We start from the raw sequence: 24,031 nt of genomic DNA on the forward strand, positions 1-24,031 counted from the left end.
CGGATTTTTCCGTCCGATGCACCCACGATCCGGCCGATGACGGCCGCGTCGGCGACGCCCGCCGCCGCCAGGTCCTCCAGGGCGGCCTCGACGTTCTCCGGAGGAAAAGCGATGAGAAGGCCGCCCGATGTCTGGGCGTCATAGAGAACCGCCTTCATGTCTTCACCGACGTCTCCGGAAAACTCTGTGAGGGCGGCGCTGTAGTCGGCGTTCCGTTCGTTGGCCCCCGAGTAGAGTCCCTGGGCGACATAGTCGGAAACGCCGGGAAGAAGAGGCAGGACATCGGCCCAAATTTCGGCCGTGACCTTGCTCTCGACAGCCAGTTGGGCCAGATGGCCGAGAAGACCGAACCCGGTCACGTCGGTGCAGGCCGTCGCGCCGTGCCGGACCATGACCTCGGCGGCCGACCGGTTGAGCGTGGTCATGGCTCTCTCCGCCGCCGCGGCGGATTCCGCAGAAGCCCTCCCGACCTGGGCGGCCAGGGAAACGATCCCGGTGCCGAGCGGCTTGGTCAGAACCAGGACATCGCCGGGCCGGGCCCCGGCGTTGGTGACGATCGACGGGGCGTCGATGAGACCGGTCACGGCAAACCCGAATTTGACCTCCTCGTCGTTGATGCTGTGCCCTCCGAGGAGGATCGCTCCGGCCTCGGCCAGAACCTCCATGCCGCCCCGGAGGATTTCGGCCATGGCCTCGAGGGGGAGCCGTTCGACGGGAAAGCCGATGATGGACAGGGCTGTGACGGGCCGCCCGCCCATGGCGTAGACGTCGGAGAGGGAGTTGCAGGCGGCGATCCGTCCGAAGGTGCGGGGATCGTCGACGCCCGGCGTGAAGACATCCGTCGTCTGGACGATGAGAAGCTCCGGGGTGAGCGAGAAAACGCCGGCGTCGTCCGCGGTCGCCGTGCCCACGATCAGGCGGGGATCCTCGACCGCGGGCAGCTTCTTGAGGACTTCGTGGAGGTCTTTCTGGCTGATCTTGCTGGCGCATCCCGCATGCCTGACGAATTCGGTCAGCCGGACTTTTTCGCCTGCGGTTTCGGCCGGGACCCGCTCTCCGGCGCAGGTGCAGACATTTTTTTCCTTGAACAGGGAGCAGGGGCAGGATTGGCGGGGGTCGCAGACGCAGTGGCCGATCTTGATCGATCGGGCCATGACCCGTTTGCGCTTTTCTTTGGGATCCATGGCCGCTATCTTATCAAATCGCGCCGGGCCAGAACAGCCGCCCCGAGGGCGCCGGTGATTTGGGGGTCGGGAGGAATGCAAAGGTCGTCGAGGCGCGCTTCCCTTTTCAGGATTTCGACGATCCCCCGGTTGAGGGCCACGCCGCCCGTGAAGACGATGTCCTTTTCGAAACCGAACCTCCCGGCCATGCCCAGCGTCCGGCGGGCGATGGACCGGAACACGCCATGGAGGATCGTTTCGCGGGGAATGCCCTTGTGGAGAAGGCCGACGATCTCGGACTCGGCGAAGACGGCGCACATCGAGGAGATCTCGACGGACTCGGACGCGTCGAGAGCCAGGACGCCGGCCTCGTCGAGCGTCCGGCCGAGCATGGCCGCGACCATTTCGATGAATTTGCCGGTCCCGGCCGCACAGCGGTCGTTCATGGCGAAATCGAGAACCGCCCCGCCGCGCTCCACGCGGACGATCTTGGAATCCTGGGCGCCGATGTCGATGACGGTCCGGACTTCCGGAAACATGAAGGCCGCCCCCGCCGCATGACACAGGATTTCGGAGGCCGTCCGGTCGGCGCCCTCGAAGGCGTTTCGGCCGTAGCCCGTGGCCACGGTGCGGGCGACGCCGGAGGGGGGGATTCCGGCGGAGTTGAGGAGGGCGTCGTAGGCCCGCCGGGCGTTGTCCCGGGGCGCGGGGCCGGTCTCGGTCACGGACGAGGCAACGATCCGTCCGTCTTCGAGAAGGACGATGTCGATGCTGCGCGCCCCGATGTCGACGCCGGACGTCAGCACGGCGGCCTCACTTCGCCTTGAGCAACTCGGCAAAGGTATCAGTCCGGACCCGGAGCTGTTCGATGTCTTCGTCCGAATAATCGGTCACGATCTTGAGCGAGGGGATGTTCCTCTTGGCCAGGGCTTTCTCGACCGCCTTGGCCTCGATGTTGTAGCCGTGGCAATACTGCAGGACGGACTGGACGACGCCCCGGACGCGGAATTCTCCGGCCAGGGCGACAACGTTGTCCAGCCGCTCCGTATTGGGCGAAAAGCACGAGCAGTCGATGGAGAAATACCGGTCGGCCACGGCCTTCATGAGACCGTCGAGATCGGCCGGCTTCTCGTCGACGAGCTCGGTGTAGTAGCGAGTGCCGGTGCAGGATTCGTCGGCGACGATCATCATGCCGGAGGATTCGACGGCGAAGTGGACCTTGGCGAAGCCCAGCGGGGAGGGCGTTCCGGCGATCATGACCCGGGGACGGCCGTTCTCAGGGCCGTAGGCCGAAATTCCGGTCCCGGCCCGTTCCTCGCGAGCTCGTCGGCGAGGGCCTCGGCTTCTGCGGCGAACCGGGCCGTGTCCTGATTGAGGGCGACTTGGGAGACGAGGAGGGCGTCGAGACCGGAGATGGGCGGAGCCTCGAGCTTGCGGAAGGCGTTGATGCGCCGCAGGGCTTTGCGTTTGCGGTTCATGAGCTTGATGTTGGCGGCCAGCGCTTCGGCGGTGACGGGGATTCCCGAAAGAGTCTCCACCATGTCCTTGAAGGCGTAGACTTCCTGAAGCCAGAGTTCACGGTCCACGGCGTTCTTTTTCTGGGGGACTTCCATAACCTTGAATCCGAGGAGATCCCAGGCCTTTTTCTTGGCGTCGCAGGTCGTCTCGCCGACCGCGAAATCCTTGAGCTTCTTGTAGGGGCAGGTTCCGCTGAAGGCCAGGCCGAACGTCGAACGGATGATGGGGCAGATATCTCTGGGAAACATTTTGTCGGCGGAGTTGACCGACCATCCGGTTCCTCCGCAGAGGGGAAGGGGCCAGACGCCGGCGGCGAGAGCGATTTCGTCCGGGACATAGATGCAGAACGTGCCGATCGATTTTCCGCCCTGCTTGCGGAAGGCATGGATTTCGGCGACGCGTTCGGCGTGGCTGGCATGGAGGGCATGGTCGAAAAAGGCCATGCCTTTCGGGCGGTTCTTTTGGGAGAGATGGGTCTTTTCGTGGCTCCGGGCCATGACGGCCAGGAGCTCGTCGTGGAGGTCGATGTTGACTTCGAGTTCGGCCCAGAGTTTGCGGATGTCCGTTTTCACCCTCTTTTTGCTCCTTTCAGAAAACCGCCATCCGTTTGCAGCGGCGGCATTCTTTCGCGCCGGTTCCTGCAGAATATGGGGAGAATAATCCCGCGTGCGTGCCCTGTCAAGGATGCGCCTTGACATCCCCTCCCCCCGCCCTTAGAATACCGACTGGAATCCGTGTGGAAAGGCCGGTTATGGAAAAAGCCCCCGACTTCTATACTCTCGAGAAACATATCATCGCCCTTAAGGGCCGGATCGACGTCATCGAGGAAAGCGACGACGCCGGCAAGAAGGAAAAGATCGACCGGCTGCGCGCGGAAATCGAAAAGGAATGGGAAAAGATCCGGCCCGGCGTGACCACCCTCAACATCGTCCAGATCGCCCGCCACCCCAAACGCCCCTACACCCTCGACTATATCGACGCCCTCTTTCAGGATTTCATGGAAATGCACGGTGACCGCCGCTTCGCCGACGACAAAGCCATCGTCGCCGGATTGGCCTTTTACAAGGGCCGGACCGTCGCCGTGATCGGCCACCAGAAGGGGCGCACGACCAAGACCCGGATCGAAAGGAATTTCGGCCAGCCCAACCCCGAAGGCTACCGCAAAGCCCTTCGGGTCATGCAGACGGCCGAGAAGTTCGGCTTCCCCGTCATAACGCTGATCGACACGCCCGGGGCTTATCCCGGCATCGGAGGCGAGGAGCGGGGCCAGGCCGAAGCCATCGCCTATAACCTGAAAATCATCTCCACCCTGCGCACGCCCATCGTCAATGTCGTCATCGGCGAAGGCGGAAGCGGCGGCGGACTGGGCATCGGCTTCGGCGATCAGCTCATGATGCTCGAACATTCATTCTATTCCGTGATCTCCCCTGAAGGCTGCGCCGCCATTCTGTGGAAGGATCAGAGCGCCATGGAGAAGGCGGCCGAAAATCTGGGCATCCGCGCCGAAATCCTGCTCAAGCTCGGCATCATCGACAAAATCATTCCCGAACCTCCGGGCGGCGCCCATATCGACCCTGAAACGACCTTTCGAAACGTCGACCGTTATGTCGGCCAGGCCCTCAAACACCTGTCCGAAAAATCCCTGGAAGACCTTCTCGCAGAGCGCTACCAAAAAATCCGCAGACAGGGCGCCTTCGTCGAAGAGTGAGCGGAACGGTGATCTCCGCCGTCAAGGGAACCAAAGACATCCTGCCGGGCGAAATCGCGGCCTGGCAAAAGGCCGAGTCGGCGGCCAAAGCCCTCTTTGAACTCTACGGCTATCGCGAACTCCGGGCCCCGGTTTTCGAGATGACCGAGCTTTTTGAGAAGGGAACAGGCACGACATCCGACATCGTCACCAAGGAGATGTACACCTTCACGGACAAGGGCGGCCGTTCGGTGACCTTGCGTCCGGAATACACGCCCTCGGTTGTCCGGGCGGCGATCGAACACAGCCTCCATTTGAAACCCGAACCGATGCGCTTCTATTTCATCGGGCCGATGTTCCGGTACGACAAGCCGCAGAAGGGCCGTTACCGCCAGTTTCACCAGATCGACGTCGAGGTTTTCGGCGAAAAGGACGCCGCCGTCGACGCCGAACTCATCTCCATCGCCCGCGAACTCCTGGAAAAACTCGGCGTCGGGGAAACCGAAACCCTGATCAACTCGGTCGGCTGCCGGGCCTGCCGTCCGGCCTACAGCGCGGCGATGCGGGAGGCGGCCGGGTCGCGTCTCGAATCGCTCTGTCCCGACTGCCGTCGCAAGGCCGAACTGAACCCCCTGCGGATTTTTGACTGCAAGGTCGAATCCTGCCGGGCCGAGGCCGCCGGTTTCCCCCGGATCACGGATCACATTTGCGGCGAATGCCGGGCTCATTTCGAAGAGCTTCAGGCCTGTCTCGACACTCTCGGGCTGAAATACACAGTCGAACCCCGCCTTGTCCGCGGCCTCGACTATTACACCCGGACGACCTTCGAAATCACGGCCGCAGGCCTCGGCGCCCAGAACTCCCTTCTCGGCGGCGGGCGCTACGACGACATGATCAAGAACTTCGGCGGCCCCGATCTCGCCGCGACCGGATTCGCCATGGGCATGGAACGACTCCTGGCCGTGGTCCCGCCTCCCTTGGAGGAGCGCCGCGTCGTGTATCTCGCTCCCATCGGGCGAGAGGCCTTGAGGGCGTCTCTCGATATCGCCCGTTTTTTCCGCCGTAACGGCATCGAGTGCCTCCTCGAATTCAAGGACAAGGGACTGAAATCCCATTTGGGCCGCGCCGCCCGCCTCAATGCCGCCTGGGCCCTGATCATCGGGGATGACGAGCTGGCGAGCGGACGTCTCAAGCTCAAGGATATGGCCACGGGTGAGCAGCGCGAAGGCCGCCGGGAGGAACTTCTCGAAATCTTGTTCCGGCAACCCTAGCCGGAAGAGCTCGCGAAACGCGGCTATCGAGGAGCCAAAGCCATGGGGCCCTCCCGGAGAGCCGGCGGGATGAAGGATAAAAAGATGAACGAAAAACGCACTCACTCCTGCGGGGATCTCCGCGCATCGGACGCCGGCCGCGACGTTCTTCTGGCCGGATGGGTTCAGCGCGTCCGGGACATGGGGACACTCGTGTTCGTCGATCTCCGGGACCGCGAAGGCCTGACCCAAATCGTCTTCGGGCCGGAGCGGCCCGATCTCCGCGATGAAGCCAAGACGCTGAGACCGGAGTTCGTCGTCTCCATCCAGGGCAAGGTCCGGCTACGGGCGGAGGGAGGCCGGAATCCCAAGATGGCCACGGGAGAGATCGAAGTCGAAGCCTCGGCGCTCACGGTCCTCAACACTGCAGACGTCCCGCCCTTCGTCATCACGGATCCCCTCCAGGCGAGTGAAGAGCTGCGTTTCAAATACCGGTATCTCGATCTCCGCCGCCCGTCCATGCAGAAAAACCTCCGCCTCCGCCATGACGCGGCCCTGGCCGTCCGCAACCACCTGAGCGGCCGCGGCTTTCTCGAAATCGAAACGCCCTTTCTGACGAAATCCACGCCCGAGGGAGCCCGCGACTATCTCGTCCCCAGCCGCGTTCACAAGGGCCGCTTCTACGCCCTGCCCCAATCGCCCCAGCTCTTCAAACAGATGCTCATGATCGCAGGGGCAGACAAGTATTTTCAGGTCGTCCGCTGTTTCCGAGACGAAGATCTCCGGGCCGACCGCCAGCCGGAGTTCACCCAGATCGACATCGAGATGAGTTTCGCCGGCCGCGAAGACGTCTTCGCGCTCATCGAGGGGCTCATGGCCGAGGTCTTCGCCCTCACCGGGCAGAAGATCGAAACGCCCTTCCCCCGGCTTTCCCACCGGGAGGCCATGGACGGCTACGGATCGGACAAGCCCGACCTGCGGGCCGGGATGAAAATCCGGGATCTCACGGAGATCGCCGCCGGGACGGATTCTGAAATCCTCATGAAGGCAGTGGGCGAGGGCGGATGCGTCAAGGGTTTTGTCGTCGAAGGCGGGGGAGCCTTATCCCGAACCCGCATCGACAAGCTGAACCTCCGGGCCCGGGAACTCGGCGGCCGCGGTGTCGCCTGGATCAAAAGAGCGGCGGCGCCCGAAGAGGGTCTGAAATCCTCCCTGAAAATGGCCGCCGAAGGACTTCGGGCCCTCTGGGAAAAACTCGAAGCCGGCGAGCCGGATCTGGCCCTTGTCGTCGCCGATACCGAAGAGACGGCGCTTCGCGTCCTCGGTGAAATCCGGCGGGATTTCATCCTCGAGCGGGTCAAGAAAAAAAATGCCTATGCCTTCACCTGGGTCACCGACTTCCCGCTTTTCGAATGGAGCGATGAGGAACGGAAGCTCGTCGCCGTCCACCATCCGTTCACTTCCCCCCATCCCGACGACATCGGACGCCTGGAATCCGACCCCCGCTCGGTCCGCGCTCTGGCCTACGACATCGTGCTCAACGGCTACGAAATCGGCGGCGGTTCGATCCGAATTCACGACCGGAGTCTGCAAAACCGGATCTTCAAAACGCTCGGGCTCGGCGAGGAGGAAGCGCGGGAGAAGTTCGGCTTTTTCCTGGATGCGCTCGGCTACGGCACGCCGCCCCACGGCGGGATCGCGCTGGGTTTCGACCGCATCGCCATGCTGCTCGCCGGCGAGGAGTCCATCCGCGAGGTCATTCCCTTTCCGAAGACGACAAGCGCGCTGTGCCTCCTGACCGGAAGCCCTTCACCCGTCTCAGAACGGCAGCTTGCCGATCTGGGCCTGAAAATCAAGAATTCGGGTTAATATTCTCTTGACTATTCAGTTTATTTCGTGTTTATTAGTATTGATAGCAACGGCCCAAGCCTCTCGCCCTTGATTCAAGCGTGCCTTAGAGGCACCGCGAGAGGAACGGGCCATTTTTATTGGGGGTGAGATGGCAAATAAGTTTTCAATAATTCTGGATGGGGGATTTGTCACCAAGAAACTCCAACAAAAACTTCTTCGTTACCCAAGAGCATCCGACATTCAAGAAGTATGCCGACGGATAATGGAATCCTCGCAACTTGAAAGCCTCAATCTGCTCAGAATATTTTATTATGATGCTCCTCCCTTGCAAAAAATTGTAAGAAATCCAATTGATGGGTATATCCTCGATTTAGGTTGCACCAAGCGATCGCGTGAAGCGACTTCTTTACAGGAAACACTTGATCTCTCGCCGAATTTTGCAGTTCGTCGTGGTGAAATCCTTTTTCAGGGCTGGAAGTTGGGAGGCGCAGCCGTTAAAGCAATTCAAAAGGCTCCAAGAACACCAACTGCAAAAGATTTTATCCCCGACATCAAGCAAAAAGGGGTTGACCTTCGTATCGGACTGGATATTGCATGGATGGCGCTAAAGCGACTCGTTGATACGATTGTTGTCGTAGCCGGAGATGTCGACCTTGTCCCTTCATTCAAGCTTGCTCGAAAAGAAGGAGTTCGAATTATTCTGGATCATCTCGGACATCCGGTATCCCGCGACCTTAAAGTCCATGTTGATGTCATTCTTCATCAATAACAAGCATTACGTGTGAAGGAGGCGGTGGGCCGCCGCGAGTTTATCCGGAATCCGGAGACTCTGCGGGCAATGCGGCAGGCATGTCCCGCAGGCGGCACAGGCGTCGGCGCGCCGGTCGAGCCCGGCGTAGAGCGCCCGGGCCTTGCCGCGGTCGCCGTCGTCGAGCGCATAGCGTTCGAAGCGCAGGATCTCGGTGATCGGGACGTTCTGCGGGCAGTGGGGCTGGCAGCAAGTGCACAAGCGGCAGGCCGTCTCGTCGGCCCGGGCCGTCATCATGGCGATGGCCCGGTTGTCGCCGGCGGTCAGGCTTTTTCCCGCACCGGAATAGGTCTCGACGAATTCGTCCAGATTGCGGACGCGGATGACCGCGGCATCGAGCCGCGTGGCCGTTGTCAGCCAGCGGGCCAGGGCGTTGTGCGGCGCGACACCGGGCGGCAGGGAGGCCATGAAGGCCGCGTCTTCTTTCATCCGCCCGATTCCCCGGGCCGTCTTCATGGCGATCGTGCCGAAGCCTTTGCTCTGCGCGAGTTCGAGAAACGCATCGATTTCCGGATCGGCGCCGTAGGAGTAGATGATCTGAGCGTGTTCGTAGAGCCCTTCTTCAACAACGGCGGTCAGGACTTCGGCGGCGCTTTCGCCGTGCGGCACTTTTTTGTTTCCGGCATAACCATGCTGGGAAATGCAGAGATGCATGACCAGCCCCTCTTTTTTCAACCGTTCGAAGGCGCGGACGAATCCCTTGTTGTTCTTGACCTCGTCCACATTGTGATATCCGTAGTGGAACTGCATATCGTCGTAATAGCCGAGTCCCGTGTCTTTCAGGGATTGCCTGACGAATTTATAGTGCGATTCCTCATCGATCCGGCCTGTTTCGTGATTCCCGGCGATGCGGTCGACGTTGACCTGGCAGATGTGGGCTTCGCGATTCTTTTTGACATCGTCCGGAACGCCCGTTCGGGCCCACCGGTTGGCCTTGTGCCAGTAGTTCATGCCGCAGAGAATCCCGGCCGCCGTGGGAAACGGCGCAAAATCCGCGCCGCCGATCATGATGGAGACCTCCCGCTTGCTGTAGCCGAGAGGCCGTCGCGGGAAGCGCCCCACCTTGTTGGCGGCTTCCTCGACCGTGAGGGCGGCGGATTCCGCATGGGCTCGTCCGTGAAGACCGCCGGCCATCCCGACGGCGACCGCCGCGGCGGAGCCTTTAATGAAGTCGCGTCTTTTGATGCGTCCTTTTTGCGTCATGTTTTCCCTTTCCTTTCAAAATATTAACTATAAATAGGGTAACCGGAGAAAACCGCCGTGTCAAAGAAAACCGGCGGCCCGGTTGATATCCAAGAGGGGAAGACGTAAACTGGGCAGGCAAGGAGGTTCGCTCATGAGTAAAAATGTCATCGTCGTCTGTCTCGCTTTCCTTCTTTTTCTTCCGGCCTGCTCTCCGGATGCCCAACAAGGGAAAGGAGAGAACATAGCGCGCCTTCGGATCGCCGTCGCTTTCCCTTATGAGGTGTCCGCGGAGCCTCTCGACGGACGCCTGCTCCTGATGCTTTCAACCGACAACGGCGCCGAGCCCCGCTTCCAGATCGGCGACAGCCTCGGATCCCAGCAGATCTTCGGCATCGACGTCGACGAATGGAAAGCCGGTGAGGAGGCCGTTTTCGGCGGCGGGATTCTCGGCTATCCACTGGCAAATCTGGCCGACGTTCCCGCCGGCGAATACACGGTTCAGGTTCTGCTCCACAAATACGAAACCTTCCACCGGGCCGACGGTCACATCGTCAAGCTGCCCATGGATCGCGGCGAGGGCCAGCAGTGGAACCGCGCCCCCGGAAATCTCATCAGCGAACCCCAGCGTATGACGATCGATCCGTCCCGCCGTGAAACCCTGCGGATCGTTCTCGACCGCGAGATCCCGCCCATTCCCGATCCCCCGCAGACGAAATACATCCGGCACATCCGCATCGAAAGCAAGCTTCTCTCGGAGTTCTGGGGCCGGCCCATGCATCTCGGCGCCCACGTTCTCGTCCCCGAGGGCTTCGATGACCGTCTCGAAGCGCGCTACCCTCTGGTCATTTTTCACGGCCATTTCCCCTACACGTTCGGCGGATTCCGGGAGGAACCGCCGGATCCTGATCTCGAGCCGGACTACAGCGAGCGATTCAAGCTGCACGGATACAACAGGATCGTCCAGGAGGAAGCTTACGCCTTCTATAAATACTGGACGGCGAAAGATACCCCGCGGATGCTGATCATCGAGATTCAGCACCCCAACCCCTATTATGACGATTCCTATGCCGTGAACTCATCCAACCTCGGTCCCTACGGCGACGCCATCACATATGAACTCATTCCCAAAATCGAGGAGGAATTCCGGGGCATCGGGCAAGGCTGGGCCCGATTCCTTTACGGCGGATCGACGGGCGGATGGGAAGCACTGGCCGCCCAGGTGTTTTATCCCGACGAATATAACGGCTGCTGGGCCGCCTGCCCTGATCCCATCGATTTCCGTGCCTACACCCTCGTCGACATCTACCGCCATGACAACGCATATTTCGACCGCGGACCCTGGCTCGTCGTGCCGCGTCCCGGCAAAAGGAATTATCTCGGCGAGGTCGGCATCACCCTGGAGCAGATGAACCGCCTGGAACTCGTCCTCGGCACGAAGTCGCGCTCCGGCCAGCAGTTCGATATCTGGGAGGCTGTCTATTCTCCTGTCGGAACGGATGGTTATCCCGTGCGGATCTGGGACAAACGAACCGGCGTCATCGACCGGAATACGGCCGAACATTGGCGGGAGAATTACGACCTTCGGTACATTCTCGAACGCGACTGGAAAGCCCTCGGTCCGAAACTTCAGGGAAAAATCCACATCTATTGCGGCGACATGGACAACTATTACCTGAACAACGCCGTCTACCTGATGGAGGAATTCCTGGAAAGCACGACCGATCCCCACTACTCGGGCGAAGTCGATTACGGCGATCGGGCCGAACACTGCTGGAACGGCGTCCACGAGCTTCCCAATCATCTCTCGCGCCTGCGCTACCACCAGATCCACATCCCGAAGATCATGGAGCGCATCCGGAAGTCGGCTCCGTCCGGCGCCGACCTCAAGAGCTGGCGCCACTAGGGAGACGCTAGCGCGGGTCGCGGAATCGAAAATTCACGGCGAGCCGGGCTTCCATGACGGCCGGGCTTCCATCCCGCCTTCCGGGTTGAAAGACGGCTTTGAATGCGGCTTCGCGGGCCGCCTCGTCGAAACCGAATCCGGCCGGAGAGCCGACGATATCAGTCTGGAGAACACGGCCGTTTTCGTCGACCAGGAGTTTCAACTCCACGGTCGCTTCGCGTCTGAAAAGACGGGCGGCCTGCGGATAAGGAGGAGGCTCGAAACCGAGAAGGACGGGTCGGATTTCCGCCGCCTCCGAAGGCTCGGGATCGATCGGGGCCACGCCGTCCGTTTCCATGGCCTTCTCATCGGCAAGGCTTGTCATCGACACGTCCTCGATGGATTCCTCCCCGCTTTCCGGAGGCGGACCGGACTCCCGCTCGAGGGCCAGTTCGCGTTCGAGCTCGTCCAGGCGCACTTTGAGACGGCCAACGAGGTTCGCATCGACGGGCGGTGCGATCGACCCGGGATCGGCGGATTCGCTCCGATCCTCGCGGGAGGCCAACTCCGCCCGAAGCCTTTCGATCTCGGCCAGGAGGACGTTTTCTCTTTCGAGAACCAGGGCTCGGGCGGCCCGAGTCCCGGCGGACATCGGACCGGCCGAAAAACCCGAAATCCGCACCCAGCCCGCCACATAGGCACCGATAATAAAAACAACAACGGTCGCTCCGGCGGCCGCGGCCAGAAAACGCCGAAGTTTTTTCCGGCGCAGAGCGGGGCTTTGGGGATATCGGTATTTTTTTTCCTCATAGAGCCGGTTGTCGGCTTTCTGAAGAATATCGGTTCCGGAAAGGCCGTCGTCGGGATATGCGGCCACACCGATGCTGAAAGACAGGGCCGGGCTGTCTTTCCCGAACCCGGCCGCAGGTCCGAATTCATAGGCTTCAAGTTCCGTCCGCGCCCTTTTTCCGAGACTTTCGGCTTCGGCCGCGGCCGCCCCTGGAAGAACCACGACAAACTCGTCACCGCCGTACCGGACGACGATGTCGCTCGTCCGAAATGTTTTTTTGAGAATGGCGGAGACATCGCACAAAACGGCGTCCCCGGCCAGATGTCCGTGGCGGTCATTGACGGCTTTGAACCCGTCAAGGTCCAGCATCAAGAGGGATAAAAAGCCGTTCTTGCGGGCCAGATCATCCCAGAAATTGCGAAAGAGATGCATAAGAAGCCGCCGATTGAACAGACCCGTGAGGTCGTCCTTGAAGGCCATGTTGCGATCGGCCTCTTCCAAAAATGCCGGCGGCTTGCGGTTTTCCATGTCTATCAATCAATATCATACGGAATTCTTTCTTCTCTGTTAAGATATCACGTTTTTCCCCCGATGTCATTTCGCACGGCCGCCCGGTGTCGCTTTCACCGGGGAAGCAGATTCGCGGGGAACAGCCGCAATCGCCAGACCGAGATTCAAACCCAGCCACGACGGCCCGAGAAGACTCTCGACCGACCGGATTTCAAAACGACGGGATAATCGGCGGATAAAACCCCTGTCATCGAATCCCTTGTGCTCGTCGCGGACGACGAGATCCGGACGTCCACGAAGGGAATTCCAGAACTCCGCCGACGTATGCTTTTTCAAATCCCTGTTTATCAGCCGGACCGATGTCGCAATCAGAAACTGAAAACCCCTTTCCACGGGTATCGTGACAAACAGTTCCCTGCCGACAACTTGGGCGAGCCGGGCGATATAGTCCTCGACAAGATCCGGCCGGATGTGCTCGAAGGTCTCCATGGCGATGCCGAAATCGAAGCGTTCGTCGGGGATGTCTTCCGGGCGGGTGGACAGACGGATATCGATCCGGTCGTCGCCGCAATGAAACCTCGCCGCGGCCAGAACGGCGTTTTCGTATCCGGCGTCAAGGCCGAGATAGTATCCGGGTTTTTGAGGCAGCACGTTCAGCAGCTTGGCGTCGAAACATCCCAGCTCGATGATCCGCATGGCTGACAAATCATAGGGACGCAGTTTGTTCAGAATCCAGACGAAGCGGCGCCGGTGATAGAGGCTCTGCCAGCCGTGAAAAATCTTGTTATAGGCGTCCACAATCCGCCTTCCGGGCCACAATCACCGCCTCGTCCCGCATTTCGAAAAGAGAGGCGGCCCGGAGCAGGGCATCCAGTCCCGTTTTCAAAACGAGGCGCGCCGCGGGGTTCATGTCGAGATGGGCGAAACGCAAATCCAGGCTCGCCCGGTCGCAGCTGTCCTCAAGCCTCCGGTCAAGGACCCGAAAGCCCGCGCATTCGAGCATAATCCGGGCGTTCCGGAGATTGAAAAGAAAATAGTGTTTGTAGTGCCAGTCGAGCTGGAAGATGATTCTGAGGGGAAAATCCACCGCGCCGAGCGTCGCCCTGTGCAGGGCGAAGGCCAGCTTGGGAATCAATCCGTCGGCCACGGGGATCCGGAGGGCCAGAAGCCCCCCGTTTCGGAGAACCGAACGCACGCGGTCGAGAAGCGGGCCGGGATCAGCCACATGCTCGAGAACCGACCAGAGCGTCACGACGTCGAAAGTCTCATCCCGAAGCGACACATGCTGAAAGTCGCGCCGTAAAACCGGGTGTTTTTCCGCGGCCACTCCGCTGGCGATCCGGGAGGGTTCGATGCCGAAAACCCGGAAACCCGCCTCGGCGGCGACATCGAGAAACCCGCCAGTTCCGCAGCCCACATCGAGAAGCGTTCCGCCCGGGGCATGCTTCCGGATCATGCGGACGGCGCGAACGTGCTGCGGCGTCCGGAAGCGCCGGACAAATTCCTGATAGGCTTCGAGATCGATTCCCGCATAATCCTCGCCCATCGGCTCCGGAACGACGATCGGAGACATCCGCACAAGACCGCAACTCCGGCAGGCGACATAGCGCCAGGCATCGATGCGGAACCGGAAATCCGAAACCGGCGATCCACAGGCGGGGCAAAGGGCATCGGACCTTTCAGGACACATTTATTGATCCAGATAAGGTCGAAAAAGATCGCTCTTCGCCCGCCAGAAACTTTCCATGTTCGGCCGGTACTTGATGTGGTCAAGAGCCCCTCGGAAGCCTTCATCCAGCCGAAGAACGAACCGGACCCTGTCGCGATAATCCCGATGATGAAACCGCATCCGGACAAGCGAGAAGCCGTCCGCGCCCGGCGCCTCCAGAACCGCCGGGACGTCGACGGAGGTCTCAACACCGTCCTGCGTTTGAATCACGGATGCCGTGCCCCGAACGCCGACATCATTCGCGGGGTTGTGAAGATGGAATTCCACCTGATAGCCCTGAGGAGGCAGCCGGAATTCCTTGGACACGGCTATCAATCCGGCTTCGGTGCCGGGAAAAGGCGCCACAGCGCTCCTGTCCAGAAAAATATCGGATTCGAGCCTGATGCCGCCCGTGATCTCGAAGTCTTTGTCCTCGACAAGCTCGGTCCGCGAGCCTCGAGCCAGGGCCATGTCCACGCCGGAATGTCTCTCGAATCTCCGAACCCATTCGTCATCCGATGCCAGCGCGGCATGGAGCGCCTGGTATTGCCGGAACTCCGGCCTTTCGCGAAGGCGTTCCAGGACAGCCGTCGATTCCCGGCGATCCCCGAGCTGATCGGCGGCGGCCGCAAAGTAGAGTGCGGACTCAACGGGGCCTTCTTCGCCGGGACGGCCGGGAAAAATATTCTCGAGTGCGGTTCGGGCACGATCGTAATCTCCAAGATCGAAAAACTGAAGCCCGGCCGTCATGTCGTCGGCGGCCAGCCGGATAAAGGCGGCAGCCAGCCCGGGCGAGGCTTTGACCGTCAATCGGTAACAATACCGGAAAAATGGGAACGCCCGAGCCGGACGGATATCGACCCAGACATTCTCTCCGGCCCGGACCTTGATTTTTCGGGAGATCAGGCCCCCGCCGACAACGATCTCGCCGTCGCTTTCCGGAGCGATGACGAAAACCGTCATCCGGGGAATTTTTTCCCGGTTGACAAGGAAGCGGATGACTTTCTCCCCACCGCCGATAAAGAAGGCGTTGATATCCTTTTCATAGGGAGATCCGTCCATCATGACGAACTCCCGCACCGGATTGGAGGCGGGGACGGCCGTCGGCAGCGACACCGCCTGTTTCTCCCGCCTGGGAATTTTCCCGGAAAAAATGCGGACCTCGGGATTCTTGTATTCGATGTCATGGAAAAAGAAGCTCTTCACCGGCTCGTGCTGTCTGAAGAGGTTCACATAGACGGCCGCCCACTCCGGATAGAACTTCCGGTTGTTCAGAAACAGGGAGGACGAAGCGCTCGACGACATGATGAAATCGAACTGCTGGAACGGCGGGAAATCCCTCCAGAAAAGATAGGCCCGGGAAAAAAACCGGTATCGCCGGCCTTCCTTGACGGGGTTCATCGGCGAAAACCACTCTTTGCCGAAGCGGGTCCGCTCGGGGATATTCCTGACGATCCAGCGTTCTCCAATTTCGGTCGTGTCGTCTTCCCAGAGATAATAGGATCGGGATACGGTTCCCCAGGATATCCAGACGAGGAGAAGCGAAACGACAAGAACGGCGGCGGCCTTTCTACGGCCGAAAACCTCCCGTATGAAAAGAACGCCGCTCATCCCCAGAAAGGCCAGGAAGAGAGCCAGGGTGGCCAGGTCGCGCAAACGGGAAAACCCGATGAAGCCCAGGGCTCCGATGAAATAGGCCGTTCCGGAGATCGCGACAAACCAATCGGCCGGACGCCTCTTCCGGATCATATGGATGATGCCGAGGACGATCAGGATGGACAGCGGCCAACCTTCCGTGATGAAAACATTCCAGACCGCCTGCAGGTGTTTGCTGAACTTGATGTGTTCCCAGAGATTGGTCGGCGCGATCGGGCGCAGGAACCACTCCGTTTCATGGACAAGTCCAACCAGGTTTTTCGAGGCCTGAAGAAATTCCCGGAAACGGATCAGCCCGTAGGGGTGGCCGGCGAAAAATCCGGCGGCGGCCGCCGCCGCGGTCGCGGCGAGCCGGACATCGAGCGGTATACGCCAAACTTTCGTGCCCCGGCCGAGTTCCCGAATGGCATGGGCGGCGAAGATGGCCGCGCCGATGAAAATCGCGTTGTACTTGGTCGCAACGGCCAGCCCGCCGGAAAAAGCCGCCAGGATATAGAAGGCGATGTTACCCCGGGCCAGCAAAAGGGTACAAAAATACAGTGACAGCGCATAGAAAAACGTCATCGGGACATCGAGGACGATCTGATGGCTGTAGAGGATATGGATGAAGGACAATGTAAAAAGGGATGCGGCGATGAGTGCGGCTTTTTCCGAATAGAGACGACGGGCCGTGAGAAAAACAAGAGGGATGGTCAGGGACCCCATGAGCGCCGCCGTGACTCTTGCGATCTGGAGGATTTGATCGAAGGAGAAAGGATAAAGACCCGGCACCGGATTGAAGCCGCAGACGGTCAGAATCCCTGAAATCAGCCTGAGGAGAACGGCCACGATATAGTTAAAAAAGATCGGGTAGAACCAGTAGGGGTCGGGTCGCCAATCGCCCCCGTAAATGACCTGGATGTGCCGGGCCAGGGGGTAGTCGTCCACCCGCTGGTAGACGGAGCCGAGACCCCAAAAACGCAGAAATATCCCCAGAAGCAGAAGCCCGGCGAGCAGGATGAGGGTCTTTCTGCGGCGCAGGAAATCTTTCAGGTTATCCATGAAGAGCCCACATTTTATCGACAGGGCTTCCGGATTGTCAACTTCAACCCGGGACACAGCGTTCGCTCGACCCTCCGTCGGCTTGCTCCGGAGCCGTGCGCGTGTCGAGATTGCTGTACGCTGCGTCGGCTTCCGCTCTTCGGGCTCAAGTTCAAGGGTGGTTCGGAAGGCTGTCAATATAATCCCTGAACGAGATGAAGGGGAAGGCGGCGAGGAGGCGGGACAGTTTTTTCCGGGCGGTTTTCAGGCCGGCGTAGTGAACAATCCGGTCGCGAAGCGGCAGAGACAAACGCAGGCCGCCGGGATCGACTTCCCGGGGGTGAAGATAGACGATTCCGGGCCGGCCCCGGCGCTCGAATCGACTCAGACCCGCCCGGAGCACCGCATAGGACCAGACCCGAAAGGCAGCGCCTCCGGAAAAGGGAAGGCGGCGGCCCGCAAGGTTCAGCGTGCTGGGCGGAATTTCAAGAAGTCCGCCGATCCGGAAAGGGAAGCGCGGTATGCGATTATCGCCATAGAGATAGGTTTTTGCCGGAAAGAGACTGGAATCGTAGAGGAGCCCGCGGGTTTCGAGGATGTGGAAAAACCAATCCATGTCGCGGCGAACCGACCAGGACGGCGCCCGATACCCCACAATCTCCGTTCCGGCTCTTGTCTTGAGAATATCCAGCGATCGATCGAGGTCGGCTTCGAATTCCTTCGGGCTCATGCTTGATACCGGTCTATGGCTGAGTCCGTGAGAGGCAATTTCGTGACCGTCATCCCGGATTGTTTCGACCAGTCCCGGATGTCTTTCGGCCGTTCTTCCCAGAATGAAAAATGTCGCCCGGGCTTTGTTTTCCGCGCAAAGCTCGAGGATGGTCCGGATGTTATCCATAAGGCGGTTGTCATGGCCTTGAGGCGGCTCCGGACCCACGGCGTCGTAGTTGGCATGGAACCATTCCTCGACATCGAAGGAGAGGAGGAATCCGCCGCGGGACGTCATCACGCCTCTTTGACCGCCTCGACGGCAAAGGCCGTTGCCAACCGGCGCGCCGGAATGCCGGGCTTCTTCCGCCCGTCCTGCTTCTTCGCCAAACCGAAAGGAAAGTACATGTTCACGACGGACAACACCCGGGCGCCGCAGGCCTCAAGACCGCTTCGGACTTCGGTTTGGGAACGGACATGAAGATACCGGTCGACGCCTCCCTTGATGCGGCGCATGGTGGAAAAGGCCAGGTTTTCCCCATTGGCCGTGCTGATGATGATCCGGCCGCCTGGCCGGGCCGTCCGGACGAGTTCGGCGATCAGAGCCCGGCCGTCTTCGACGCACTGGATCACGCTGTTCGAAAAAACCAAGTCGAAACTTCCGTCACGAAACGGCAGTCCGCCGGGCCCGATTTGAACGGAGACAAGCCCCTTGCCGCCGGCCAAAAGGAGCATGCCCCGGGAAATATCGGCCCCGACAAGAAAGTTTTCAGCGGCCAGGCCGGCCGTGAAGTGGCCCGTGCCGCAGCCGGAGTCGAGAACGGCCCGGCCCCGGAGATCGCCGGCCAGCCGGAGGACATGCTTTTTGAAGAACCGGAAGTTGGCCGAATTGAAATAGCTGTTGGCGGTTTCGGCATCGCCGCAGAGTTCGGCCCGGCCGTCGAAATATTCCGTCCAGAGTTTATGATCCATTCAGAGTCCGATCTCCTTTCGAAACCGTGCCCCCAGGGATCGGGCCAGCCATTGGGGAACGGCTTTCTTCCACACTTCAACGGCATGGCCGGCCAGAGAAGAATTTCCGGAAAAGGGGTTGCGCGGCGGCCGAACGCCGGCCGCACCATCGTCCAGATAAAGATATCGGTAGTCATGGAACTGCATCAGCCATTTCTTTTTGAATATTTCCTGGCCCCTGTACCTGACCGGACCGAAATCGAAACCGCGGCAGCCGGCGGCGTAAGCCCAGCGGAAAAACTCCCAGACGGCGAAGTCATTGGGTTTCATGGCGAAGGCGGCATCGTCCGAACACATGTCCGTGATTTGGACGGTCGTTCCGGTTCGCCAGGCAATCAGCGCCGAAACCGGATGCCCCTTGTGGGCGATGATGAAAAGCTTCATGTTGTCTTTAAGATATCGGCGCAGAGCGAAGAAAAAAGACAGAGGGTGCGGCGGCGTGCCCAGTCTCTTCATGGTTTTCAGGTAAATCGGATAGAACTCTTCCTCGAGGGGCCGGAAGCCCGGACGCTCTGCGAATTCGAGGTTGAAGGAGGCGGCCTTGCGGATGAGGCTTCTGTCCTTGGCATCCAGTTTTTTCCACAGGATGTCCGGAGGCTCCAGAAGGCGGTCGACGCGCCGGAAAAGGGGAAGGGCCTGAAAGGGTCCGGCGACATCGTCTCCGAGACTTAACGGATGGCGCATTTCCAGGTGGCGGCAGCCGAATGCCTTCATCTCCCGGCGGATGGCGCGGGCAAAACTCTCCACAAGGGCTATCTTTTCCCCGGGTCCGGCATCTCCGGCCGGAAGAAGTCCGCCGTATTCATTGAACGGCTGGGAGACGATTTTCCGCCCGTAGATCCGGCTGCGGTGAACAAATCCTGGAAAAACGGCCCGGATGTTCGGACCATCCAGGCAGAGGCGGTAGACCGGATCGAAACCATAGACAAGCTCGACGGCTCGTTTGTAGCCCGAAAGATGAACGAAACGGCCGCCGGGATGGCCCTCCACGAAGGCATCCCATTTGGCCTCATGGCCGGCCGAGAACGGGATCCATTCCGGCTCGAGCGGTCCGGGCGGCGTCGAGCCGTCCGGGCGGGGACCGGCCTCAGCTTTTGGTGACAAGGTAGACGCCCAGGGTGATGAACAGCGTTCCCAGCCACTTGATCGGGGAGATGTCCTCTTTGAAAATCAGAGCGGAGGAAACGACGATGAGGACGTAGGCAAAACTGATAATCAGATTCGCATATCCGAGATCATATCGCGAAAGAACAACGAGCCAGACCAGCACACCGATTCCCGAAAGAGCCAGAGCGCCGAGGACATAGGGAGACGTCAGGGCATGGAGAAAAAAGGCCTTGTCCACACGGGCCGAACCCAGGTCGAGAACACCTTTTTTCAAAAGAATCTGGGACAGAACGAAAACCAGCACGACCGGAATAAAGATATGAAGGCCTTTCATGGTTTCCCTTCCCTTTTTTCCGCCTCGAGTTTCATCAGTCCGATTTCCTGGATCAGCTTTTTGTTGGCCTCCTTGAGTTCCGAAATGGCCACCGAAAAGTGCATAAGAATGAGCATCAATCCGATGATCAGGATAAGGAAAAGAGCGGTCGGCGGATAGCTGATTCCAATCATGAACGAGAACTGGTCGAGGAGATTACGAAACATGGCCACTCCGAGGAAAACAAAACCCATGGCCAGCCAGAGAATGGAAAACTCTTCCCGCAGCCGTTTTCTCCGGATCAGCTCGACAATGAAGATGATCAGCAGAATGCTTCCGATGATCGACAGGATCTGGATTCGGATCCCCTGAACGTCATCCATTCCCATGGCGGTCTCCTTCTATTTTTTCTTTTTCATCATCCGGACGAAAATCGCCAGGAACACCTTGACCATGTAAAAGAGCGACTTGTGAAACGTGATGGACGACCGGCCGCCCTGGCGTTCGTTCATCGTCGCCCCGATTTCGATGACTCTCAGTCCGGACTTGATCAGGATATAGACGGCTTCGGGTTCCGGGTAGTCATCCGGGTAGTCGCGGAACAGAATGTCCAGGGCTTTTCTGTTATAGGACCGGAAGCCCGAGGTGCTGTCCGTGATGTTTTCCTGGAGAAGAATTTTATTCATGAGCGTAAACATCTTGATGCCCAGACGGCGCGGCAGGGAGCTTCGAAACGACGAATCGGACACGAATCGGGACCCGATGACGACGTCGGACTCGCCCTTGAGAATGGGGTCGACAAGACGGGAAATCTCCTCGGGGTTGTGCTGGCCGTCGCCGTCGATCTGAACGGCGATATCGTATCCTTTTCTTACGGCGTAAATAAACCCGGTTTGAACGGCGCCGCCGATGCCGAGGTTTTTCGGAAGATCGACGACGGAGGCGATCCCGGTTTCCCCGGCGATTTTCGACGTCCCGTCCACGGAACCGTCGTTGATGACCAGGACGTCGAAATCGGGGGCATGTTTCCGCACGTCGTGCAGAACGCCGGCAATGGCCTTTTCTTCATTGAATGCGGGAATGATGACAATTTTGCGCATGGATTCCGAGTCCCGCCTTATGTTACATAATTCCCCGGGGTGGTTCAATGGCCCCCTATAGCCGGATCGGCTCGCCCGAAGGGTAAAAATGCCGGATTTAATCAGGGTTACGACAATAAAAAGAAAAACACCGGCATTTTTATGACTGGCCTGGACGGAGGTTTTCGGTGAGAGTGGCGCCAAGCACCCCGACCAACGCGAAAAAGAACCCCTGCACCAACGCCGCCCCGCCCACCGCACTGATCCATTCGGACGCCGGAAGACCGGTTTCCGGCAACAGGATTCCCGAAAGATAAATCCGGACGACGGGATAGAGGGCGCCGGCAAGTCCTCCCGCCAGAGCGCCCGTAAACACGCGCCGCGAAAAAACGGCCCGCCGGGAAAAGAGAGACGCCCAGCCGCCGGCGATCAGCGGAATCCAGATAAAAACCCACCAGAAATCGCGAAAAGCCGGGTATCGGCCGGCCACATGGAAAAACGCGAATCCGAGAGTTGCGAGGGCGGCCAGCGCCCCCACCGCTCCGGCAACGGCCGCCGTTTTTCTCGGCTTCAGATTTGCGAAAACGCCGTTTCTCTCCAGAATCCGCCGCCGCAGGCTCAGGGGATAGTTGTAAAAAGCGTCGAACACGGCGTGTTCGAGCCAGGCGCCTCGTTCGCCGAAAACCGGCACGATGTGAACCGCCTCGGTCGCCCAGTGTCCGGCCATGAACCGGGCCAGTTCGGGATACTTGTAGGCCATCTGGACCGGGAAGGCCAGATAACCGATGATTTTGAAAAAGCTTATAAAAAGAGCGATTCCGTAATCCTTGAAATTCTTTTCCTTGACGATAAGCGCCAGAACATAAATCCCCCGGACGAGAGAGCCCGGCGAGACCGGAAGGAGGTTCAGGGCGCCGACGATGAGTCCCGCCTGAAGCGTCGCCTGCGCCCAACTCAAATCGGGATTTCTGAGAACATAGACGACGGCGGTCGTGATGTAAACCGTCTCGGAGACGAAAAGCGTGCAGAGATGAACGGCCAGGCTTTTGAGATATTTCTGAATATAGGGCTCGCCGGCCTGAGTCCGGATTTTGGCCGCATCGTGAGCCGAGATCGTTCCGTTTTTCTCTCCCTGGGCAATCATTTCGAGAAGCCATTTTTCCCGAAGCTCGGCATTGAAGTAGAGACGGATGGGATGAACAAACAACTGTTGCAGCCGTTCCCGGGCAAATCGGCGGTCCGTGACGAACCGGTGCATGCCGGGAGGCAGAACGGCCGGCGGGAGATTCGCAAGCCACAAGGGCAGGAATTTCGCCAGGCGGAGAGCCCGCGATTCGGAAACGCGACCCGAACGATGCCAGGACATCACGGTTTCGGCGGCCCGGCCCCGAAGAGCCCGGAGGGCGTAGGAGGGACTTCGCACAAGCCGCCCGGCATGACGCCTGAAGTCTTCCCGTCCCCAGAGTTTCCGGAGAAACGGTCCAAGCAAAGGCAGAACGCCGGCGGCGATCAATCCGGGATTCCCGGCCCGAATCCCGAAATAAAGAAGCGCCGGGGTCAGTAGAGGAAGAAAAGCCATGAGAAAGAAAAGCATCGCCGCCGCGGAATTTTTCGAAAAGGCCTTCTCCCTGGCCGGGTCGATAACGTTTCGAACGGCCCAGCTTCGGACGCGATTCCGGGCGATCGATTTTCGAAGCCGCCGGCGGGTCAGAAGGCGGACGTGGTGGCGCGTGACATCGGGTTGGGATTCGCGATAGGCCCGGTCGCTTGTTTCCAGATCTTCCAGAGCTTTTCCCATATCGAAAAATTCGGGGGGGCGTTCGGCCGTATAAACGCGGAGTTTCTCCGTATTCCCCCGGTCGAACTGGACCAGCCGTCCCTGAAACAGGCCTCGGAAAATCAGCTTGATGTCGGCCGGAGACTGGGGGAGAAAAGGCAAAACGGCCAGCCCGGCCCGAAAATCGACGGCCGTCAATCCCGCCGCGGGATCGCCGTCATGTTCCCGTCTCTTGAGGGCATTGGGTTGGCTCTTGAGCGTCCACCACTCATACTGGCGGGCCAGTTCGACCGCGCCCATCTCGTGCATCAACGCGACCAGACGGCGCATGAAAACCCGCTTGGCCCGGTATTCGGGCGATCCCAAACCGTCGTCGGGACGGCCGGGTTTCCAACGCAATCTGGCAAAAAGCCGGTCGTCGACCTCGAACCGCCACAAACGTCCATCGATCCATTCGCTGAGTTCGCCGTATGCACCGAGAACGGGATCGAGAAGCGTCGCCCGGATATCGACCACGGCCTCCTCCGATCCAAGCGCGGTTCGAGCGGCCCGGCGGATGAATTTCTGCCACAGCGCGCCCGTCCGCACGGCGTCCGGGTTGGACTGCAGGGAAAACGGCGCCTGGAATCCGATGCCGTAGACAAGACCGCGGAAGAAGCGGGCAAAACCCGATACGGGGACAAGAAGCTTCAAGGCCAGAGTGGAACCGGGCTCGATTCCGTCGACGGGTCCTTCAGGGGCATGGACCGAAGCAACGGTGGTCCGGTAAACCTGGCCGGCGAATCCTCCACCGACATAGCGGTCGACGGAAAGCTCCACGTCGGCTTTTCGTGGAGGAAGGACTCCCACGATTTCATATTTCAGGACATCGCCGGCCTCATATCTCCGGATGGCACGGCGCCGGACCAGGTCTTGATCCTTGTAGAGCCGCTCAAGCTCACGGATCGCGGGCACGGAATAGGGAAAGCTCATGGATGTCCCAGGTCAATCGAAAGATCGAAAAAGCGG

The 24,031-nt window shown here is 59.8% G+C and carries 20 protein-coding genes and 1 pseudogene; 5 read left to right on the forward strand and 16 right to left on the reverse strand.

Annotation, left to right across the window (positions count from 1 at the left end; all coding sequences use genetic code 11):
• Positions 1-8: 8 nt before the first annotated feature.
• The 4 genes and pseudogenes from selD to SCM96_08855 form a co-directional block, all read right to left on the reverse strand.
• Positions 9-1,016 (reverse strand): annotated as a pseudogene (gene selD, locus SCM96_08840) (selenide, water dikinase SelD).
• 173 nt (positions 1,017-1,189) lie between these two features.
• Positions 1,190-1,969 (reverse strand): acyl-CoA dehydratase activase, encoded by a 780-nt coding sequence (locus tag SCM96_08845; GenBank protein MDW7760730.1) that lies wholly within the window; start codon positions 1,967-1,969, stop codon positions 1,190-1,192.
• A gap of 7 nt (positions 1,970-1,976) precedes the next feature.
• A complete protein-coding gene (locus tag SCM96_08850; protein MDW7760731.1) occupies positions 1,977-2,420 on the reverse strand; it encodes a 2-hydroxyacyl-CoA dehydratase family protein in 444 nt (147 codons plus the stop codon).
• Complete coding sequence (locus SCM96_08855) at positions 2,417-3,253, reverse strand: 2-hydroxyacyl-CoA dehydratase family protein (GenBank protein ID MDW7760732.1); 837 nt, start codon at positions 3,251-3,253, stop codon at positions 2,417-2,419. Before SCM96_08855 ends, SCM96_08850 begins: the two co-directional genes overlap by 4 nt.
• Positions 3,254-3,432: 179 nt before the next feature.
• Here SCM96_08855 and SCM96_08860 point away from each other — a divergent pair, with 179 nt between their 5' ends.
• The 4 genes from SCM96_08860 (at position 3,433) to SCM96_08875 (ending at position 8,238) form a co-directional block, all read left to right on the forward strand.
• Positions 3,433-4,389, forward strand: a complete 957-nt coding sequence (locus SCM96_08860; GenBank protein MDW7760733.1) for an acetyl-CoA carboxylase carboxyltransferase subunit alpha — start codon at positions 3,433-3,435, stop codon at positions 4,387-4,389.
• Positions 4,386-5,639 (forward strand): histidine--tRNA ligase, encoded by a 1,254-nt coding sequence (gene hisS / locus SCM96_08865; GenBank protein ID MDW7760734.1) that lies wholly within the window; start codon positions 4,386-4,388, stop codon positions 5,637-5,639. Before SCM96_08860 ends, hisS begins: the two co-directional genes overlap by 4 nt.
• 84 nt (positions 5,640-5,723) lie before the next feature.
• The gene (gene aspS / locus SCM96_08870) at positions 5,724-7,487 is read left to right on the forward strand and encodes an aspartate--tRNA ligase (GenBank protein MDW7760735.1); all 1,764 of its coding nucleotides are present in this window, start codon (positions 5,724-5,726) and stop codon (positions 7,485-7,487) included.
• Between the two features lie 130 nt (positions 7,488-7,617).
• Positions 7,618-8,238, forward strand: coding sequence for an NYN domain-containing protein (locus SCM96_08875; protein ID MDW7760736.1), 621 nt, complete (start codon positions 7,618-7,620; stop codon positions 8,236-8,238).
• 6 nt (positions 8,239-8,244) lie between these two features.
• On the opposite strand, the gene SCM96_08880 is transcribed toward SCM96_08875, so the two are convergent.
• Complete coding sequence (locus tag SCM96_08880; GenBank protein MDW7760737.1) at positions 8,245-9,480, reverse strand: aldo/keto reductase; 1,236 nt, start codon at positions 9,478-9,480, stop codon at positions 8,245-8,247.
• Between the two features lie 133 nt (positions 9,481-9,613).
• Here SCM96_08880 and SCM96_08885 point away from each other — a divergent pair, with 133 nt between their 5' ends.
• Positions 9,614-11,365 carry a hypothetical protein gene (locus tag SCM96_08885; protein ID MDW7760738.1) on the forward strand — a complete coding sequence of 584 codons (1,752 nt, stop codon included), beginning with the start codon at positions 9,614-9,616 and terminating at the stop codon, positions 11,363-11,365.
• Between the two features lie 7 nt (positions 11,366-11,372).
• Here the strand turns inward: SCM96_08885 and SCM96_08890 are convergent, their stop codons facing one another.
• The 11 genes from SCM96_08890 to SCM96_08940 all read right to left on the reverse strand — a co-directional run bounded on the left by SCM96_08890 (position 11,373) and on the right by SCM96_08940 (position 23,995).
• Positions 11,373-12,662, reverse strand: coding sequence for a TonB family protein (locus SCM96_08890; GenBank protein MDW7760739.1), 1,290 nt, complete (start codon positions 12,660-12,662; stop codon positions 11,373-11,375).
• A gap of 66 nt (positions 12,663-12,728) precedes the next feature.
• Positions 12,729-13,442, reverse strand: coding sequence for a hypothetical protein (locus tag SCM96_08895; protein MDW7760740.1), 714 nt, complete (start codon positions 13,440-13,442; stop codon positions 12,729-12,731).
• Positions 13,429-14,334, reverse strand: coding sequence for a class I SAM-dependent methyltransferase (locus tag SCM96_08900; GenBank protein ID MDW7760741.1), 906 nt, complete (start codon positions 14,332-14,334; stop codon positions 13,429-13,431). The genes SCM96_08895 and SCM96_08900 overlap by 14 nt, the downstream gene beginning before the upstream one ends.
• Positions 14,335-17,049, reverse strand: coding sequence for a glycosyltransferase family 39 protein (locus tag SCM96_08905; GenBank protein MDW7760742.1), 2,715 nt, complete (start codon positions 17,047-17,049; stop codon positions 14,335-14,337). It abuts the gene before it with no gap.
• A 151-nt stretch (positions 17,050-17,200) separates the two neighbouring features.
• Entirely contained in the window at positions 17,201-18,034 is an 834-nt protein-coding gene (locus SCM96_08910) for a polysaccharide deacetylase family protein (protein ID MDW7760743.1), read from the reverse strand.
• The gene (locus tag SCM96_08915) at positions 18,034-18,708 is read right to left on the reverse strand and encodes a methyltransferase domain-containing protein (protein ID MDW7760744.1); all 675 of its coding nucleotides are present in this window, start codon (positions 18,706-18,708) and stop codon (positions 18,034-18,036) included. Before SCM96_08915 ends, SCM96_08910 begins: the two co-directional genes overlap by 1 nt.
• A complete protein-coding gene (locus tag SCM96_08920; GenBank protein MDW7760745.1) occupies positions 18,709-19,851 on the reverse strand; it encodes a GNAT family N-acetyltransferase in 1,143 nt (380 codons plus the stop codon).
• Complete coding sequence (locus SCM96_08925; protein MDW7760746.1) at positions 19,835-20,188, reverse strand: EamA family transporter; 354 nt, start codon at positions 20,186-20,188, stop codon at positions 19,835-19,837. The genes SCM96_08920 and SCM96_08925 overlap by 17 nt, the downstream gene beginning before the upstream one ends.
• On the reverse strand, positions 20,185-20,556 hold the full coding sequence (locus tag SCM96_08930) for a DUF2304 domain-containing protein (protein MDW7760747.1): 372 nt from the start codon (positions 20,554-20,556) through the stop codon (positions 20,185-20,187). The genes SCM96_08925 and SCM96_08930 overlap by 4 nt, the downstream gene beginning before the upstream one ends.
• Positions 20,557-20,568: 12 nt before the next feature.
• On the reverse strand, positions 20,569-21,267 hold the full coding sequence (locus tag SCM96_08935; GenBank protein MDW7760748.1) for a glycosyltransferase family 2 protein: 699 nt from the start codon (positions 21,265-21,267) through the stop codon (positions 20,569-20,571).
• A gap of 139 nt (positions 21,268-21,406) precedes the next feature.
• Positions 21,407-23,995: a hypothetical protein gene (locus SCM96_08940; GenBank protein MDW7760749.1), complete on the reverse strand. Its 2,589-nt coding sequence runs from the start codon at positions 23,993-23,995 to the stop codon at positions 21,407-21,409.
• Positions 23,996-24,031: the final 36 nt, after the last annotated feature.

It is taken from the genome of Acidobacteriota bacterium, assembly GCA_033549365.1.
Lineage (GTDB): Bacteria > Acidobacteriota > Aminicenantia > Aminicenantales > Saccharicenantaceae > JAWSUF01.